20 protein-coding genes and 1 riboswitch are annotated in these 18,050 nt (G+C 57.1%); of the genes, 13 read left to right on the forward strand and 7 right to left on the reverse strand.

Annotated features, from left to right (window positions below):
* Positions 1-30: 30 nt before the first annotated feature.
* From ICT70_RS03975 to ICT70_RS04000, 6 genes are all read right to left on the reverse strand, one after another.
* Positions 31-846, reverse strand: coding sequence for a CRISPR-associated endonuclease Cas3'' (locus ICT70_RS03975; RefSeq protein ID WP_191154088.1), 816 nt, complete (start codon positions 844-846; stop codon positions 31-33).
* 285 nt (positions 847-1,131) lie between these two features.
* Positions 1,132-2,460, reverse strand: a complete 1,329-nt coding sequence (locus ICT70_RS03980; protein ID WP_191154089.1) for an anaerobic C4-dicarboxylate transporter — start codon at positions 2,458-2,460, stop codon at positions 1,132-1,134.
* A 176-nt stretch (positions 2,461-2,636) separates the two neighbouring features.
* Entirely contained in the window at positions 2,637-3,335 is a 699-nt protein-coding gene (locus ICT70_RS03985; protein ID WP_191154090.1) for a response regulator, read from the reverse strand.
* Complete coding sequence (locus ICT70_RS03990; RefSeq protein WP_191154091.1) at positions 3,332-4,951, reverse strand: ATP-binding protein; 1,620 nt, start codon at positions 4,949-4,951, stop codon at positions 3,332-3,334. Before ICT70_RS03990 ends, ICT70_RS03985 begins: the two co-directional genes overlap by 4 nt.
* Before the next feature lie 31 nt (positions 4,952-4,982).
* A complete protein-coding gene (locus ICT70_RS03995; protein ID WP_191154092.1) occupies positions 4,983-5,600 on the reverse strand; it encodes an HAD family hydrolase in 618 nt (205 codons plus the stop codon).
* A complete protein-coding gene (locus tag ICT70_RS04000; protein WP_191154093.1) occupies positions 5,597-6,940 on the reverse strand; it encodes a DUF1015 domain-containing protein in 1,344 nt (447 codons plus the stop codon). Before ICT70_RS04000 ends, ICT70_RS03995 begins: the two co-directional genes overlap by 4 nt.
* A gap of 301 nt (positions 6,941-7,241) precedes the next feature.
* Positions 7,242-7,462, forward strand: a riboswitch (cobalamin riboswitch).
* Positions 7,463-7,589: 127 nt separating this feature from the next.
* On the opposite strand from ICT70_RS04000, the gene ICT70_RS04005 reads away from it, so the two are divergent.
* The 13 genes from ICT70_RS04005 to cbiR are packed head-to-tail and all read left to right on the forward strand — an operon-like array spanning position 7,590 to position 17,308.
* Positions 7,590-8,267 (forward strand): energy-coupling factor ABC transporter permease, encoded by a 678-nt coding sequence (locus ICT70_RS04005; protein WP_191154094.1) that lies wholly within the window; start codon positions 7,590-7,592, stop codon positions 8,265-8,267.
* Positions 8,264-8,581 (forward strand): energy-coupling factor ABC transporter substrate-binding protein, encoded by a 318-nt coding sequence (locus ICT70_RS04010; RefSeq protein WP_191154095.1) that lies wholly within the window; start codon positions 8,264-8,266, stop codon positions 8,579-8,581. The genes ICT70_RS04005 and ICT70_RS04010 overlap by 4 nt, the downstream gene beginning before the upstream one ends.
* The gene (gene cbiQ / locus ICT70_RS04015) at positions 8,554-9,318 is read left to right on the forward strand and encodes a cobalt ECF transporter T component CbiQ (protein ID WP_224746795.1); all 765 of its coding nucleotides are present in this window, start codon (positions 8,554-8,556) and stop codon (positions 9,316-9,318) included. Before ICT70_RS04010 ends, cbiQ begins: the two co-directional genes overlap by 28 nt.
* On the forward strand, positions 9,315-10,145 hold the full coding sequence (locus ICT70_RS04020; RefSeq protein ID WP_191154096.1) for an energy-coupling factor ABC transporter ATP-binding protein: 831 nt from the start codon (positions 9,315-9,317) through the stop codon (positions 10,143-10,145). Before cbiQ ends, ICT70_RS04020 begins: the two co-directional genes overlap by 4 nt.
* Before the next feature lie 13 nt (positions 10,146-10,158).
* Positions 10,159-11,223: a nicotinate-nucleotide--dimethylbenzimidazole phosphoribosyltransferase gene (gene cobT, locus ICT70_RS04025; RefSeq protein WP_191154097.1), complete on the forward strand. Its 1,065-nt coding sequence runs from the start codon at positions 10,159-10,161 to the stop codon at positions 11,221-11,223.
* On the forward strand, positions 11,220-12,116 hold the full coding sequence (locus tag ICT70_RS04030) for a sirohydrochlorin cobaltochelatase (RefSeq protein WP_191154098.1): 897 nt from the start codon (positions 11,220-11,222) through the stop codon (positions 12,114-12,116). The genes cobT and ICT70_RS04030 overlap by 4 nt, the downstream gene beginning before the upstream one ends.
* Positions 12,117-12,122: 6 nt before the next feature.
* Complete coding sequence (gene cobA, locus ICT70_RS04035; RefSeq protein ID WP_191154099.1) at positions 12,123-12,842, forward strand: uroporphyrinogen-III C-methyltransferase; 720 nt, start codon at positions 12,123-12,125, stop codon at positions 12,840-12,842.
* Positions 12,843-13,364 carry a cob(I)yrinic acid a,c-diamide adenosyltransferase gene (locus tag ICT70_RS04040; RefSeq protein ID WP_191154100.1) on the forward strand — a complete coding sequence of 174 codons (522 nt, stop codon included), beginning with the start codon at positions 12,843-12,845 and terminating at the stop codon, positions 13,362-13,364. It abuts the gene before it with no gap.
* 52 nt (positions 13,365-13,416) lie between these two features.
* Positions 13,417-13,938, forward strand: a complete 522-nt coding sequence (locus ICT70_RS04045) for a bifunctional adenosylcobinamide kinase/adenosylcobinamide-phosphate guanylyltransferase (protein ID WP_191154101.1) — start codon at positions 13,417-13,419, stop codon at positions 13,936-13,938.
* Complete coding sequence (gene cobS, locus ICT70_RS04050) at positions 13,935-14,639, forward strand: adenosylcobinamide-GDP ribazoletransferase (protein ID WP_191154102.1); 705 nt, start codon at positions 13,935-13,937, stop codon at positions 14,637-14,639. The genes ICT70_RS04045 and cobS overlap by 4 nt, the downstream gene beginning before the upstream one ends.
* A 7-nt stretch (positions 14,640-14,646) precedes the next feature.
* Positions 14,647-15,678, forward strand: a complete 1,032-nt coding sequence (locus ICT70_RS04055) for a pyridoxal phosphate-dependent aminotransferase (RefSeq protein WP_337906646.1) — start codon at positions 14,647-14,649, stop codon at positions 15,676-15,678.
* Positions 15,675-16,649 (forward strand): adenosylcobinamide-phosphate synthase CbiB, encoded by a 975-nt coding sequence (cbiB, locus tag ICT70_RS04060; RefSeq protein WP_191154104.1) that lies wholly within the window; start codon positions 15,675-15,677, stop codon positions 16,647-16,649. The genes ICT70_RS04055 and cbiB overlap by 4 nt, the downstream gene beginning before the upstream one ends.
* Positions 16,640-17,308: a cobamide remodeling phosphodiesterase CbiR gene (gene cbiR, locus ICT70_RS04065; protein ID WP_191154105.1), complete on the forward strand. Its 669-nt coding sequence runs from the start codon at positions 16,640-16,642 to the stop codon at positions 17,306-17,308. Before cbiB ends, cbiR begins: the two co-directional genes overlap by 10 nt.
* 16 nt (positions 17,309-17,324) lie before the next feature.
* On the opposite strand, the gene cobI is transcribed toward cbiR, so the two are convergent.
* Complete coding sequence (cobI, locus tag ICT70_RS04070; protein ID WP_224746796.1) at positions 17,325-18,032, reverse strand: precorrin-2 C(20)-methyltransferase; 708 nt, start codon at positions 18,030-18,032, stop codon at positions 17,325-17,327.
* Positions 18,033-18,050: the final 18 nt, after the last annotated feature.

Raw genomic sequence — 18,050 nt, forward strand, 5'->3', positions numbered from 1 at the left:
CTTCGGTGCGGTTGTTGCGTTTGATGTCGATCAGGTCGAAGAGTTTGTGCGCGGGGGCGTTGCCGCAGCGTGATCCAAAGCAAAAATCAAAGAAGAAAGAGTTTTGCCGCCACCGGTTGGAACCGTCAGGGAAAAAATCTGCGGTGGTAAATCTGCCTTGATGCGGCATTGTGTCAGGATTTCGTGACGATACTGATTGACCGATGTTGGTGCTGCTCCCTTAACAAGATCGACAAGGTGATCATCCAATTTCTTTTTCAGTTCTGACATCTGGCCCGAGATTACAACTGGTCTGTCAGCATTTTTCTCAGGATCACAGAAAGCCTCGGTATCAAGAAAATCGGCATCAACTAAGCAGGAAAAAATCATCCGGGCAAAAAAAGTCAGGCTGAAACCGACAGGGTCTTTACTGTTTAACCGAAATGGTGGCAAAAGATCCCTCTTATTATCGACAACTGGGATCAACTCGGCATCCTCTGGAACCTTGCCGTATTTGAGGCGGTAGTGAAGCTCCCTTTCCTGCAAACCACCATCCGGCAAACCACCATGGTGTCCGGCAATTATGTAGGAGATTAGCAGCCCGAGACGCCCTCCAAACTCCTGCGCCAATCTTGCCCCGAATGTCGAATGATCGACCCGCTCAGGACTTCCTTCCAAACGTCGCTGGAACGCTGCAGTCGCTTTTCCGGCATCGTGCAACAGACCAGCCATCCGCCCCCACTCCCCAGCGTCAAAGACAGAAGCAAACTCCTCCGCCAATTCCGCCACTCCCAACAGATGCTCTTCCAGCCCCTGCCAGTCCGACTTATCCGGATTATGCCCGGAATGCGCATAATATTTTTCCACCACTCTCTCCTCTGCCCCTCGCCCAACCACCCTACCCCACCCGAGTGTCAATCAAAGTCACACCTCTTAACAAAAACGACAAAAAAACCGCAACGCACCGGCTTTTGTTTCAGCCGGTGCGTTGCGGTTATGGTTGTGGTTCTGTGTGTTCATGCCGCCCCCCTTCGCCAAGAGGGATGTTAACTTTTCGCGGGGGCATAGGCAAGCATAGCTTTATTAAACGGCACCGCCCCTTGCATCATATAGACGCAAAGGGCGGCAATAGCACTCTGAGCAGTTTTCCCTTCAGCCAATCACGACCATAGCAATAAGATAACCGACGATACAGGCGGTGGGGACGGCGATCAGGCCGGGCACCATGAAGCTGTGGTTGAAGTACCATTTGCCGATTTTTGTGGTTCCGGAACTGTCGAAGTTGACGGTAGCGATATCCGACGGATAGTTGGGGATGAAGAAGTAACCGTAGGATGATGGCATAATCGCGATCAGCAGGGCCGGCGGCAGGCCCAGGGACAGACCGACGGGGAGCATCATCCGGCAGGTTGCGGCCTGGCTGTTAACTACGACAGAAACGATGAACATGGCAAAGGCGAAGGTCCAGGGGTGGTTGGTGACAATTTCAGTGATACCGCCCTGAAAGCTGGGCAGGGCAAACTTGAAGTAGGTGTCACTCATCCAGGCGATACCAAAGATGGCGATGGCGGCAACCATACCGGATTTAAATACCACCCCCTCGGGAATCAGCGATGCTTTGGTTTTGGTAACGATCAGAATCAGACCACCGAAAGCCAGCATCATCATCTGAATGATAACGGCCATACCGATCGGTTTATCTCCCACATTGAGAGTACGCAACTCGGGAACCATGGCGACGACAACAATGGAGGCCAGGGCCAAAAGAAAGATCAACACCGCAGTGCGCGCCGAGGTCGGCAGGGTTTCACCGAGGGTTGTCGCGGTGGTTTCTTCAATCCGCTTTTTCCACAAGGGATCTTGCAGACGACGCTGATATTCAGGGTCTTTCTCCAGATCCACACCACGACGCATACTGTAAAGAGACATGAGCAGTACTCCGGCCAGGGTGCCCGGTACCGTGACCATGAGAATCGACAGCAGGGTCAGGTTGGGAACCAGATCGGTCATCTGCGACAGGTAGTAAACAACAGCGGCTGAAATCGGGCTGGCGGTAATGCCCATTTGTGATGCGACCGAGGCTGACGCCATGGGGCGTTCCGGGCGGATGCCATTTTTCAGGGCAACGTCGCCGATGATCGGCATGATGGTATAAACGGCATGGCCGGTACCGAGCATGAAGGTCATGGTGTAGGTAACCAACGGACCCAGGATGGTCACCATTTTCGGTTTGGAACGCAGCAACCGCTCGGCGATCTGCAGCATGTATTTGAGACCTCCGGCCGCTTCCAGAATGGCGGCACAGGTGACCACGGCAATAATGATCAGCATAACGGTAATCGGTGGACTGGTGGGTGGCATTTTAAAGATAAAAACCTGAATGCACAGACCGATGCCGGAAACGACGCCGAGACCGACACCGCCATAGCGGCTGCCGACATAGAGAATCAGCAGCAAGAAAAAAAACTGGATATACAACATGGCAGACTCCTTGAGGAAACAGGTGAACAGTAAGCCGGGAGCAGAAACCCCGGGACCTTGTTGTCACCAGACTAGGAGTCGTTGATCAAACTGTAAATATTGTGGAATTAAAAAGAATTTATTCTTTTGCGGGGATTATGATGATTGTGTTCACGACCAAAATAACAGGTGCCCGTTTAGCGATTGCGCACATAGCGCCGTTCCGGGCGACCGACAACACCGTAGAGCAGGTCGGCAGTTAAATACCCTTCCGTGGTTAAATATTCCAGATAACGGCGCGCGGTGGAGCGACTGGCACCGATGGTCTTACCGACATCTTCGGCACTCAAATCAACTACCCGTGGATCAGCAAAAGCCTGCCGCACCTTGTTCAGGGTTAAGGGGTCGATCCCTTTGGGCACCGGCATGGAACCTGCGTCCGCCGTCACCGGAATCTGCGCATGCAGGAACCGATCAATATCTTTTTGCTCCAGGGAGGACCCACTGTGGGAGGCCAGATGAAGGGTACGGAAATTCCGCAGCGACTCCTGAAACCGCGGAAAAAATACCGGCTTGACAATATAGTCGAACACGCCGCCGCGCAGGGCATTTTGCAGGGTGGCCATTTCGCGCGCGGCGGTAATCAGAATCACATCGCAGGGCTGATCACCGGCACGGATATGGCGCAACAGATCCATGCCGTTGCCTTCAGGGAAGAACAGATCGAGCAGCACCAGATCGGGCTGCAGCACCTCAATCATCTCCAGCGCATCGTCAATCCGCACGGCGATACCGACAACCTCGAACCCCTCCAGCTTAGCGACAAAACGCTGATGCAGATCGGCAATGCGCAGATCATCCTCCACCACCAAAACTCTGATTTTTTCTGCGGTCATCCGTTGGCCCTTTGCTGTTTGGGAATCATCACGGTAAATAAAGCTCCACCAAGCTCCCCCTGGCCGTAGGTAATTTCCCCTTGCAGTCGGGTAACCGCATGCTTGACCAGAGGCAGTCCGGTGCCGCGCCCCGTCCCTTGTTTGGTTGTCACGCCCAGATCAAACAGATTCTCAGCAATGGCAGGAGCAACGCCTACGCCGGAATCTTCCACTTCAATCACCAGGTCGGGTCCCAGATCGGTCAGATACAATCGAACCAGCATCGTCTCGCCTCGCTCGCGCACCGCTTCAAAGGCATTGTTCAGCAGATTTCCAAGGATGGTTACCAGCGCGTCACGATCCAGATGGGAGGGCAGATCAACGAAGGAATTCTGCGGATCAAATTCCATCGTGATCTTCAGCTCGCAGGCGCGGTTGTATTTACCCAGGATCAATCCGGCAATCACCGGATCAGGAACCGCCTCAGCCAGGGTGCGCACCAGTTCCTGATAGCCGCTGGACTCGTTAATCACCAGATCAAGGGCTTCCTGATAGGCTTCGAGCTGGAGCAATCCGGCGATGGTGTGCATCTTGTTGGAATACTCATGGGTCTGGGTGCGCAGCAGTTCGGAATACTCCTGGACGTGGGTGAGTTCCCGGGTCAAACGGTCGAGTTCATCCTTGGGGCGGAAGCTCACCACCATGCCACCATCCACATGCTGCAGTGGAACAATGTTGACCAGCATCACCCGTCCGGCCAGGAGCATCTCCTGATCGAGCACTGGTTTTCCGTCCGCAAGAGCTTGCGCCAGATCGGGGCAGGGACAGACTTCGGCCAGAGGCCCCCCGCGCAGATCATCCATATCGCTACGCTCAAGGTATTTCAGTGCGGCGGCATTGACAAAGGTCAGATATCCACGCCCGTCCACCGCGATAATCCCTTCACGTACCGCTCCGATAATCGCACTGCGCTCCTTGAACAGGGCTCCGATCTCATGGACTTCAAGGCCCATGATGGCTGCCTTCAGGCCACGGGCAATGAGGGTTGCACCAAAGACACCAAACAGCAGGACAATCGCAACATAACCGATAATTTCATTGCGTTGTGACCGGATCTGATCATTGATCTGACTGGTCAGATAACCCACCGCGACAAAACCGATTACGCCCCCATCACCATTTAGGACCGGGACAATTCCTCGTAAGGACGGGCCAAGGGTGCCGACCGCTGCGGAAACGTACGATCGTCCTTCGCTCAGGGCCGGGCCAAGATCTCCCCCAACAAAAGCCCTGCCAATCCGATCCGGCTCCGGGTGGGACAGACGAATTCCCTCGCGGTCACCAACGACGACATATTCCGCTCCGGTAACGGCGCGCAGCTTCTCGGCAAAAAGCTGAACAGATGCCACATCCCGGTTTTTTATCCCCGCTATAACCACCGGGTTTATCGCCACCGACTGGGCAATGTTCAGTGCTTTGCGTCCGAGTTGTTCGCGCAGGGTGCGCTCGGAAAAATCGGAAAACAAGGCTCCGATCAAACTGACCAGCATCATCAGCAGAATCGTCACGAGCAAGCTGAGCTTGACCTGCAGGCGCCGGGGCAAAAGGCGATCAATTAACTGGAACAGTGCATCCATCCGGTGTTTCCGCCCTGTTGGCAACAACTGATTAGTTCGCAAAACCAGTCAACTTGTACAAGCAGTCTCTGGTAGCCGCCGGATCACGATGGACAAAACCCTGCCATCCACAAGCGATGGCACCCTGGATATTTTCTTGTTTGTCATCAATAAACAAGGTGTATGCGGGCTCAAGGGCAAAGCGCTGTTGTGCAGCGTGGTAAATGGTGGCGGCGGGCTTCATGGCGCCGACCTCAAAAGAGGCCAGGCGGTCGTGACAATAGGTATCAAGTGCGTAGGTTGCTGACAGAAAATCCCAGTGGAGCTTGCCAATATTGGAGAGCAGATACACCGGATAATGGTTTTTAAGCTCAGCCGCTAATTCAAGCATTTCAGGTATCGGAGCAAAGAGACCGTTCCAGGCTTGCATCAATTGTTCTTGAGCCAGGGGCCGGGCGAGCAGGCCATTCATCCCGGCGAGAAAATCGTCACAGGCTAAATAGCCGTGTTCGTAGTCATGCAATCCGGCCTGCAGCAAAAAATCTTCCACCCTGGCCGCTTGCAGGCCGTGTTCACGTAACAGGGCAAAGAAATCGACATAGCTGTAATCAATCAGCACCTTGCCCAGATCGAAGACAATATAGTTGACTGGTACCGCTCCTTTCATCATGCTTTTTCCGCTCTGATCCGTCGACATTCAAAATAAAAGCGCTTTTCGTCGGCCTCGCCCATAGAGAAGGTTTTGCGCGGCAGGGCGCCGTCAAGCACAATGGTCCGGAACAAGTCATGTTTGGAGATGGAAGGCAGATAGAATCCGGCGTTGTGCTCTTTGCTGCCGAGTTCGGCCACTTCATGATCTCCATGAATATAGTCAATGCGAACCTGCGGGTTAGTACTTAAATATTCGTCAAGGAAAGCCTGCAAAGAAGCAACCTCAAGGGTGTACTCCGGATCAGCGATATCGCAGGCAAAATAGTGACTCTCCACAACCATCACAAAAGTGTGCTCCCCCTGAATTTCATCGAGGCAGGCTTTGGCTCCTTTCAAATCACTGCAGGAGGAGATGGTCAGAGGCGTGCCGCGCTGGGCAAAAAAAGTCTCCATCTGTTGCTTGAGTCCCTCACCATCAACATCAAATAATACCCGGTGAATTGCTTCGAATTCCAACCCCGGATCATGCACATTGACCAGTTCCACCAGGGCAAAGCGTGCCGGATGATCCATCACCAACTGCGGATCACCAGCCTCTTGTTTGAGCTTTTCCCAGATTGCCTTGGCGGTGGCGAACGAATGATTGCCGTCCCCCATGGCATAGAGCATGACCTCCCCTTCGACATTATAGCGGGTTCGATAGGATGGCGGATCGGCGAGTTTTTCCAGCGCGGCAACAACCTGGTCAAGCAATTCCGGTTGATCAACGCGATACCCCTTCAGCTGCCCACCCTGGCACAGCAGCTCGATATCATAAACCTTCTCCAGCTTCTCCTCGAACAACGGCTCGATCACCGTGCACTGCGGGTCATCGATCAAGACCATGATGTGGGGCAGTTCAATCGGTGCATTTTCCCGTACCCGGATACGTGGCGGCAGCCGTTCAACAATGGTTCCTTCGGTAGCACGAATCAGACTCTTAGAACCTGGGCGATAATCATAACGCTCCAGATCAAGGGCTACCATCAGACCCTTGCGTGAGGGCACGGCAGAAGTACGGCGATCCACCAGGATCAAACCCGGCGGCTGTTCTTCCAGAACCCCTTGCGCCAGATAGCTTTCCATGGTGCGGTTGATCGCCTGGATGCGCTCCTCAACGTCCGCATCTTCAAGGTAGACTTCCGGCAGGGTCAACCGTAAGGTCGAGGGCGCCAGGCCAACCTGCTCGTCCAGATGCCGCCAGTAGTCACGGTCGGAGGTATACTGATCGCAGGCAATCACCGCCCAGCGCTGCATGTCGACCCCTTTTTTCGGTAGCAGAATTTTTGGCACCTGCAAGCCGATATGTTCATAAATCATGATTCGATTCCTTTCCTTCCAACATGATTGAATGATAGGTAGAGCCATTGTAACTAGTTACTACCGTCCTTGCGCAGGATCGAGGTTCCTGTGGCAAGGGTGTTAGTCGCCAGGGACGGCGACAACAAGCGGTCATGGATGACCCGGCGGGAAACAATCGCGTCCCTTGACATAGAATCCCCGAGCCGGTGCTGAACATATACGAACAATCTAACATTTTTACATATTTCAACCACCCTTGAAAACACCTACCGGAGGATTAATTCTTGACATCTTCCCGCTTCAGTCCCTATAACGATCCACAATCGAACGTTTCGCCGGTGCCGCAAGGCTTGTTACTCTACCCTGGGTAGGACAACAACGGGAAGTGAGGTGTAAATCCTCCACGGACCCGCCGCTGTAAGCGAGTTAGATCTTGGACAACAAAGCCACTGGTTTTTTCAACTGGGAAGGCCGTCCGGGGCACCGGCAATCAGCCGGTAACTTGCAAGTCAGAAGACCTGCCGTCGAAACATCCACTTTAATCTCCCCGGGACAGGGAGCGTGGGCAAGCGCGGCTTTAAATTCGGAAACCCGCCCCTGTCTTTGCAGGTGGCGGGTTTTTTATTGCGCCTCTTGCGTTTCCAAAATGGGAAACAGGAGAGAAAAAATGCACATCATGGAAGGGTTTCTCCCGGCTGGTCACGCAATCGGCTGGATCCTGGTGTCGGCTCCCGTTGTTGCCTACGGCGTCTATTCCCTTGGTAAAAAAGTCAAAAAACATCCGGAGTATCGTATGCTCCTCGGCGTTGCAGCGGCCTTTACCTTTATTCTTTCGGCGCTCAAAATTCCATCGGTTAGCGGGAGCAGCTCCCACCCAACCGGAACGGGATTCGGCGCTCTGTTGTTCGGTCCCACGGCAATGGCACCGATTGGACTCGTGGTTCTGCTTTTTCAAGCGCTCTTACTGGCCCATGGTGGCATCACAACGCTGGGTGCCAACGTTTTTTCCATGGCAATTGTCGGGCCCTTTGTTGCCTACGGTGTATTCCGGCTGGCGCGCATGGTCCGTTTACCCTTTGGACTGGCCATATTTCTTGCTACCTGCAGTGCTAACCTGATGACCTATCTCACGACGTCGGCGCAACTGGCACTGGCGTTTCCCGATCCGGCGGGCGGCTTCGTGGCTTCTTTCGTCAAGTTTGCTGCCATTTTCGCTTTCACGCAGCTGCCACTGGCCATCATCGAAGGGTTGCTGTCGGTGTTGATATTTAATGCGCTGGCACGCTTTAACCCACAGGAACTGCGGCAGATGAACCTGCTGCAAGCGCCCGAGGCACAACCATGAAAAAGCACCAGAACCTGCTGTTAATACTGGCAGTCATTCTGCTGGCGCTAGTGCCGCTAGGGGTGGTGCAAACGGATGAGGAGGAGACATTCACCGGTGCAGACGGCGAGGCCATGGTGGTCATTAACCAAATTGCGCCGGACTACGAGCCCTGGTTCAGCCCGTTCTGGGAGCCCCCCAGCGCAGAGGTCGAATCCCTTCTGTTTGCCTTACAGGCCGCTCTTGGCGGCGGCTTCATCGGTTACTATCTGGGCGTCTCCATCACCCGCGTGCGGATGCGTCGTGCATGGCAGCAAGGGCAGCCATGCGCATAGAGCGCTTCAGTCACCAGAGTGCCTGGCGACATGTTGCGCCGAGTGCCAAGGGGATTTTTACCCTGAGCGGTTTGTGCGCGGCCTTTCTGGCTGCCAGCGTGGCGGCTGCCGCCGGCGTAGCGCTGACGTTTGCGTTCCTGACGCTGGCCGTGGCGCGGATTGCATGGCGCTCTTATCTGCTCATTCTCGCTCCGGCGCTGTTTTTTCTGGTATTAAGTGCATTTTCCATCGCCCTGTCCATCACCTGGGGGGAGTCATGGCGTGATGTTTCCTTGTCTTTTCCGGCGGAGCAGCTCAAGCAGGCGACGCTGGTGTGCACCCGCTCCCTCGCCTGCCTTTGCTCCTTGCTGTTTCTGCCGTTGACCACCCCGTTAGGGGATTTGATGGCACTGTTGCGGCGCTTGCGTACCCCTGAGTTGCTGATCGATATCATGGTGCTGGGTTATCGTTCGCTTTTTGTTTTCGCGCAAGTCGTCAGCGCTACCCGTACGGCGCAAATAGCGCGCCTGGGATATATCAACACCCAGCGCGCCCTGCGCTCCCTGGGAATACTGATCGCCCATACCACCCTGCACCTCTGGCAACGGGCGGAACAGTTACATGCCGCTGCTCAAGCACGATCAGGCGAGGGCCCTCTGCGTTTTGCCGATCAGACTTTTCCCCATGCCGGGCGCGACGGCCTGATTGCCCTGCTGGCGGGAGCGAGCCTGAATATCGTCGTGGTGATCGCTGGATGACAGGCGCTATTCTCGAATTTCAGGCGGTACACTACCGCTACCCGGACGGCAGCAAAGGCCTTGATGATTGCACCTTGATGATTGCAGAAGGGGAGCGGACCGCCATCCTGGGGGCTAACGGTGCCGGCAAAACCACCTTATTGCTACATACCAACGGTCTGCTGCGGCCCCAGCAGGGAGAGGTGCGCTATGATGATCGGCTCCTGAGCTACCGCCGCGCTGAACTCATCCGCCTGCGTACCGATATTGGCATGGTGTTCCAGAATCCTGACAGTCAGCTTTTTTCTGCCAGTGTGCGCGAAGATGTTGCTTTCGGGCCCCTTAACCTGGGGCTGTCAGCAGATGAAGTCGGGCACCGGGTTGACCGGGCGCTGGCGGCCGTTCACCTGAACGATTGCGCCCACAAACCGGTGCAGCACCTCAGCTTCGGGCAGAAAAAACGGGTCTGTCTGGCCGGCGTGCTGGCCATGCATCCCCGCGTGCTGATTCTGGATGAACCGATGGCCGGACTCGACCCTGCCATGCAACGTGAATTTCTGAGCCTGCTCGACGAACTCCACGCGAGCGGATTGAGCGTTTTACTGGCGACCCATGATCTCGATTTTGCCTATCAGTGGAGTGATACGATGGTCATTATGGACGCCGGCAAGTGCGTGGCGCGCATTGCGACTGACACCCTGTCGGCGCAGCAGGAGGTGCTTACCCGCTTCGGACTCGGGATTCCCCAGGTGATGCAGGTGTGGAATGCGCTGGGCTCTGCCGAGGATACCCCTCCCCGCAGTGTCGAGGACCTGTGTCGTTATATTGTTGACAACGGATACAAATAATAAAGGAGCCGTGATGTTAAAGACCATCATTGAGACCATAGAACCCGTCAGCGCCGCAATCCGTACCGCCGCCCAGACGCACATCGACAGTCTGGTCAAGCCTCCCGGCAGTCTGGGAAAACTGGAAGAAATTGCTGTGCAGGTGGCCGCCATCAGCGGCACCATCACCCCTGCGCCCCGTAAAAAATGCACGATCGTCATGGCCGCCGATCACGGGGTTGTCGCAGAGGGGATTGCCTGCGCCCCCCAGGAAGTGACCGCTATCCAGTCCATCAATATGCTCAAGAACATCACCGGTATCTGCGTCATCAGCGCCGCTAACGGCGCCGACCTGCGCGTGGTCGATATCGGCATTAAGCCGACCATCTCTCATCCTGGCCTGATCGAACGCAAAATTCGTCCCGGCACCGCCAATTTCGCCAAGGAACCCGCCATGGAGCGCCGCGAAGCGGAGCAGGCCCTGCTGGTCGGTATCGAGATGGTCAAAAGTCTGGTCGCCGAAGGCTATAATCTGATCGGTACCGGCGAAATGGGAATCGGCAACACCAGTTGCAGCAGCGCCGTCTACATGGCCTTTACCGGCGCCCATGCTGATGTCGCCGTCGGCAAGGGTGGCGGCATCAGTGACGAAGCCCTGGCGCGCAAAAAACAGGTGATCAGCGCAGCCCTGGCACTCCACCAGCCCGATCCGAACGATCCGCTGGACGTCCTGGCCAAAGTTGGCGGTCTGGACGTGGCGGGCATGGCCGGTTGCTTTCTGGGTGCCGCTCATTGCAAAGTACCGGTGGTCATCGACGGCTTTATTTCTGCCGCCGCCGCGCTGGTAGCCTATCGCCTCAACCCGCTGGTCAAGGAGTACATGATCCCTTCTCACCTGTCGGCGGAACCCGGCTACGTTCATATCATGCGCGAGCTCGGCCTGGAACCGATGCTGCATCTGAACATGCGTCTGGGTGAAGGCAGCGGTTGCCCGCTGGCCTTCGGCATTATCGATGCTGCACTGGGCATGTTAACCGATATGGCAACCTTCGACGAAGCCATGATCAACGGCGACTATCTGGTGGACATACGATCATGAAGCAGTGCGAACAGGAGACTCTTACAGCCATCGTCCTGGCAGCCTTCGGTACCACCTATCCGGCAACCCTGGAACCGATTCTGGCCATGCTGCACGATGTCAAAGAGCGTTATCCCGACGTTCCTGTCCGCCTGGCTTTCACATCCAACATCATTCGGCGCAAATGGCATGAGCGGGCTGGAGACGCAAACTACCGCCGTGTACATCCGGCCATTCCCAAACAAATTTATACCGTCAAGAACGTGCTGGGCGCCATGGCCGACCTGCAGAATGAGGGCTATCGGCGGATCGTCGTCCAGCCGGCACTGATCGTTGACGGCGAGGAGTACCGTGACCTGGCTGCGTACGTCGAAGCTCTGGGCGCGATCAGAACCAGCAAACCGCAATGGCAGCCCTTCGAAAAAGTCGCCCTCGGCAAACCCCTGCTGGGCGCTTTTGATCATCGCGAGCAGCTCAATGGCCTGGTGCGGGCGCTGAAGCCCGATATCGATGCGGCACGGGCCGTTGATGCCACCCTGGTCTACATGGGTCACGGTAATGAGCACATGGCCCAGGGCGCCTATTACGAACTGGAAATCCTGCTGCGGCGTGCATATGGCATGCCCGTCTGCATCGGCCTGGTGGAAGGGCTGCCCGACGTTGAAACCGTGCGGGAAAAACTGGCCGCCGCCGAAACCCGCAAGGTGCTGTTAAAGCCGCTGATGTACGTAGCCGGGGATCATGCCCGCAATGACATGGCCGGGGACGAGGAGGACTCGTGGCTGACCCTGCTTGAGAAGGATGGCTATCAGGTTACCCCTGTCTTCGAAGGTCTCGGACAGAACCCTGCCGTACGGGCGATTTTTCTGGAGTTACTAAAACAAGCCGCACAGCAAGCGGCCATCGATTTGTGAGATAAGATGAGCGAACTTATTATCGTCGGCGCCGGTTTGGGCGCACAATCCATCACCCTTGCAGGGATCGAAGCGATCCGCCGGGCCGAAGTCGTCCTCTACGACCGCTTGATTCATCCCGCCATCTGCGCGCAGATCAGCTGTGAAGCCTTGGACGTCGGCAAGCGCCCCTACGACGCTCATTGCCGGACCCAGGTCCAGATCAATGCGTTAATTATCGAGCAACTGCAACGGGGCAAGCGCGTCGTCCGCCTCAAAGGGGGTGACACCTCGGTCTTTGCCCGCACCGTGGAGGAAGTAGAAGCCGCCCGCTCCGTCGGTGCCCGCGTCACCCTCATCCCGGGTGTTACCTCGGCCTCATCCCTGGTCGCCAGGGTCCAGGGTGCCCTGACCGATCGCCGCTCTGCGGCAGGAGTGGTCTTTATCACCGGTCACACCAAGGTGGATAACCTGGAAACCAGCTACCGCTGGGACGCCCTGGTAAACCTCGGCTTTACCATCGTCATCTACATGGGAGTCAGAAACATGCCGGTCATTCGAAATCAGTTGCTCAAGCATGGCATGGCAGCCACCACGCCGGTGCTGATCGGTCAGAGTCTGGAAACCGAGCAGGAGCGGATTTTTTCCACCACCCTGGACGAGGTATTGTCCTGTATCGCCGACCGGCAGATCAGTCACCCTGCCACCATCATTATCGGTGAAGTCGCGAAGCTCGCGGAGGTTTAGATGCCTGCCCAAGGTTATGTGCAGATTTACACCGGCAACGGCAAAGGCAAGACTACGGCAGCGCTAGGACTGGCGGTACGCTGCGCCGGAGCCGGAGGGAAAGTCTTCTTTTGTCAGTTCTTGAAAAAGGGGGATTCGTCGGAATGGACCGCCCTGCAGCACTTGCAGGAGCGCATCATCCACCGCGCCTTCGGCACCGGGGAATTCATCCGCAGCACGCCTTCAGCTGAAGATCGGCAGCTTGCAAAGTGCGGCATAGCGGAGGCACAAGCGGCATTGGCATCCGGCGCCTACGACCTGATCGTGCTGGATGAACTGCTCGGCCTCCTGGCCAAAGGACTGGTCAACATTGACGAGATATTTGATCTGCTGCACTTGCGCCCGCCGCGCACCGAACTGCTGCTGACTGGTCGCAACGCCCCGGCTGAACTGGTGGAGAAAGCCGACCTGGTGACGGAAATGTGCGAGATAAAGCACTATTATCAGCAGGGCGTCGCCGCGCGAACAGGAATAGAGAAATAGGGGGTGGGGTTTCTCCACCCTGGAACGCGCGGTTCCCACAAGGAGCACGAAAATGTCATACACAACCCTGATCACCGGCGGCGTCGGCAGCGGCAAAACCCATCATGCCCTTGGCCTGGCGGCTCCAGCGTTGCGCAAGGCATATATCGCCACCGCACCGACCAACCTTGATCCGGAAATGGATCGCAAAATCCGTGTCCACCAGGGAGAACGGGATGCCTCCTACACCACCATTGAGGAACAGCTGCAGCTCGCCGACGCCTATCAGCGCGCCCTGGAGCTTCCCTGCGACACCATCCTCATCGATTGCCTGACCCTCTGGGCGAGCAACCTGGTTTTCACCGCAACAGCAGAAAATGAGCCCCTGGATGAATTTCTGGCGCTGCTTGGCACCTCGACGCGGCGTACCATCATCGTCACCAACGAAGTCTCCCTGGGGGTGATTCCGGCCGATCCCATGACCCGCCGCTACTGCTCCCTGCTGGCACGCATCAACCGCTGCGTCGCTGCGCTGGCCGATGAAGTATTGTTGCTGGTCAGCGGTATTGCCGTCCCCGTCAAGGCACAGCGATGAAGGGCTTTCTCAGCGCTCTGAACTTTCTCACCATTATCCGCCTGGGCTCCGCACCCTTCGACGGCGCCAGGGCAACCGCCGCCTTTGCCTGGGTCGGGCTGCTGATCGGTGCCGGGCTGGCGTTGCTGCACTGGCTCACCCCGGTTACCATCGCGCCTTTTGTCCTGGTGCTCTATCTGGTGGTGATCAGCGGCGCTCTGCATCTGGACGGTCTGTGCGACAGTGCCGACGCCCTCTTCTCCCACCGCGACCGTGAAAAAAAACTGGCTATCATGAAGGATGTCCACGCGGGCACCATGGGGGTGGTGGCGATTGTCCTCGTACTTGGTGCCAAAGGGGTAGCTTTTGCCCATCTCAGCAATATGGCCCTGCTGGTGCTGATTCCGGCACTGTCGCGCTTCGCCATGGCCGTTGCCATGCACCGCCTGCCCTACGCCCGCCAGGACGGGCTGGCCAAACCATTCTTCACCGGTGAACGCTCCGGGCTGATCGTCCCCGGCCTGATCTTGCCGGCGCTGGCCTTTTTTGCGCTCCCCTTCGGGCTGTTTATCGGCATTCTTGGTGTCTATCTGGCGTTTCTTGCCCTGATCCTGTGGTGGTATCGGCGGATGATCGGCGGCGTCACCGGTGACATGCTCGGCGCCCTCTGCGAAGTGTGCGAGGCAGTATTGTTGCTGGCGGCGGTTGTGCTTGGAGGGTAAATTGATCGTGCACCAGCAACATCACGGCGGCAACATCTACCGGGCAGCGGCCATACTGGGTTGCCGCCCCGATGCCATTCGCGATTACAGCTCGAATGTCGCCGACAGCCAGCCGGCAGTTGTCAAAGACCTTGATCTTCCGCGTCTGCTTGGCCGCCTGCCGGAACCCCACAGCCACACCCTGCGGGCGGCCCTGGCTGCTCACTACCAAATTGCGCCTGAAAACATCTGTGTTAGCGCCGGCACCAGCGAGGCCATCGAACGGCTCTGCGCTCTTTTTGCCGGCAAGCGGGTCACTATTTTTACGCCGACCTACAGTGACTACCAGCACTTTGCCCACGCCGCTGCTCTTGACATCACATCGGTTGTCGCGCCCGCGCCCGATTATGCCTTTACCCTGGACGATATGTGCATCGACAGCGAACTCTGTTTTCTGTGCCAACCCAACAACCCCACCGGCACGAGCGTGGCGCGCACCGACCTTGTCGCGCTGATCGCCCGGCATCCCGCCACCCTGTTTGTCGTCGACGAATCCTATCTGCCATTTCACCTTGAGGAAGAATCCCTCAGTTTGACAACCCAGCTCAGCGCAAATTTGCTGGTGTTGCGCTCCTTCTCCAAGATTCACGGCCTGCCGGGGCTGCGACTGGGGTTCACCCTGAGCGGCAACCGGGAATTAACGGCGGAGCTGGAGCAGCGCTGCTCCCCCTGGAACGTCAACTGTCCGGCTCAGGAGCTCGGACTGCGGCTGATCGATATCGACAACCGGCCGATGGCACAACGCATTGCCGCCCAGCGACGACAGCTGCTCAGTGAGCTGGACAGCTTCCCCTGGCTGCAGACCCTGCCGTCAACGGTAAATTTCATCCTCTGCCGGCTGCAGGGACGACGGGCAGCGGAACTATTCGAGCATTGCCTGGCGCGCCGGGTGTTGATCCGTGACTGCGGCAACTTCGAAGGACTTGTCGGCGAGCACATCCGCTTCAGCATAAAAAACGATATGACACCGCTGCTGACCGCCTTTCGGGAACTGGCATGACAACCTTCATCGCCCTCAACCTGTTGTGCGTGTTTGTCGCCCTGCTGCTTGATCATGTCATTGGCGATCCGCGTACCTCCTGGCACCCGGTCTGCCTGCTGGGACGTCTGAACCGCCGGCTGGAACACCGGCTATATCCCCTTGGCTTCAGCGGCGGCGCGCTGCTGACATTACTGTCGACAACGGTCGCCGTCGCCACGACCCTGATTCTACTGTGGGCGGCAATCCGCATCCATGTTGCCCTCTATCTTGTTGTCAATACGCTGATTATCTTTTTTGCTGTCAGTGCCCGCTCCATGGTGCAACATGCCCTGGCGGTTCACGCCCCGCTGGTTACCGGTGACCTTGAGGGTGCCCGCCGGGCGCTGGCCATGATCGTCAGCCGCGATACCGCCGGCATGGATCAGGCAATGGTGATTCGCTCCACCGTCGAATCAGTAGCGGAAAACTTTACCGACGGCGTGTTGTCGCCGGTTGTGTTTGCCGCACTAGGCGGCGCGGCCGGGGCGATGCTGTTCAAGGCCGTCAGCACGCTGGATTCAATGGTCGGCTATCGCAATGTGCGCTACGAGCAGTTCGGCAAATTTGCCGCCCGTGCCGATGATGTCCTCAACTTCATTCCGGCGCGACTGGCTCTGGTGCTGATTCCTGCCGCGGCGTTCGGCAGTCGCCTGAACCCGGGCAATGCCTGGCGTATCGGTCGCCGTTTCCGCCTGGCCCACGCCAGTCCCAATTCAGCCCATAGCATGGCCGCCTTTGCCGGCGCCCTTGACACCAGCCTCGGCGGCGCAGCGACCTATTTCGGCATCCGCAAGGAGAAGCCCTGTATCGGTGACGGAGCCCGGATCGACGAAACGGCACTGATCACCGACGCCACCGGACTGTTCACCAGAACAACCGCTCTGCTGGCTCTGTGCGCCGCAATCCTGTACCTCACCCTGCTCATTGTAATGAGGTACCCATGCGCATAGCGGCCCCTTCCTTTATTATTCCGGCAGAACGTCTGGCGAATGTGCAATATGTGCGTGGCCTGGTGGAGGAAATCGAGCTGCTCTATTTTTGCAGCCGGCAGCCGGAAGACTTGCCCGACGAGCAGGAAGTGACCCAACTGGCGCTGGAGCCGCTGCGCTATAACGTCCACCTGCCTTACGACCGCGACCTGACCCTGGTGGCATCATGGTCGACGCTGCAAACCTTCGTCGATCGGTTGCGACCGCTTGGAGCGCAGACACATACCCTCCACCTGCAACCACAGCGCGAATTTTTTCGTCAGCTGGAGACTTTTGCCGCCTCAAATGCAGGGATCATCAGTGTCGAAAACAGTGGTGACGACGCCCAACTGTTTGACCAGGCGGCAGCCTTACCCGTCGATTTTTGTGTCGATGTCGGTCACATGATTCATTTTAGGCAGGATGTGGAGGCGGTTCTGTCCAGGCACCGGGAGCAGATCACCCTGCTCCATCTGCACGGCAGCGACGGCCGGCGCGACCATCGCAGTCTCAAATGGATCGACCCGGGCCTGCTGCGGACCATCAAACAATTTGCTCTGGAAAAAGAGCTGACCATCTGTCTGGAGATTTTTCAGGAAGCGGGACTACGCGAATCAATCGCTCTGTTGCGCGACCTCTGATGGGGGAAACAGGGCGTCACCCCTCTTTCGGCTTTCCCTGGACAATGGCGGTGGACAGATAACCGGCAGCTTCCGGCGGCACCTGGGTCAGCAGGTCGTACACCTGCTCGTCGCGCAGGCTGATACGCTGAAACAACCAGGCCTGCGCCAGGTCGGCCTGACGCACGAACGCACACAGGGCGGGGAGTCGCTTATGCACCTTCATCAGCACAACCGAGGTGAAGCGCTCAAGCAAGGCGGAGAGTTCAGCCACTGATTCAGGCATTTCGATGACACAGAAGGAGCCATCCTTTTCGCACAGGGGCAAGCTCCGGGCGTTGGCGGCCGCCGAAAAGGCCGAAATTCCCGGCACCATCTGCGTGACGATCCCCTGCTCCAGCAGCTTGTCACGCAGATAGTTAAAGGTGCTGTAAACCGGGGTATCACCAATGGTCACGTAGCAGATGCGCTTTCCTTCATTGGCCCAGCGAGCCATTTCACCCGCCAGTGCGCTGTAGCGGATATCCAGATCAGCCCTGTTGCCGGTCATGGGAAAGTGATACATATGGATTTTTTCGGCGGGAACATAGTGGGCGACGATATCGGCGGCGATACTGCGCCCGGTCACATCGGACTGGGGCACGACCACGAGATCGGCCTGTTGCATGGCACGTACGGCTTTCATGGTGACCAGTTCCGGGTCACCGGGACCCAGACCGACACCGCAGATCATTGTTGACGTCATTGGCTAGCACCTCATGTC

The organism is Pelovirga terrestris (genome assembly GCF_014773365.1).
Classification (GTDB): Bacteria; Desulfobacterota; Desulfuromonadia; order Desulfuromonadales; family Geopsychrobacteraceae; genus Pelovirga; species Pelovirga terrestris.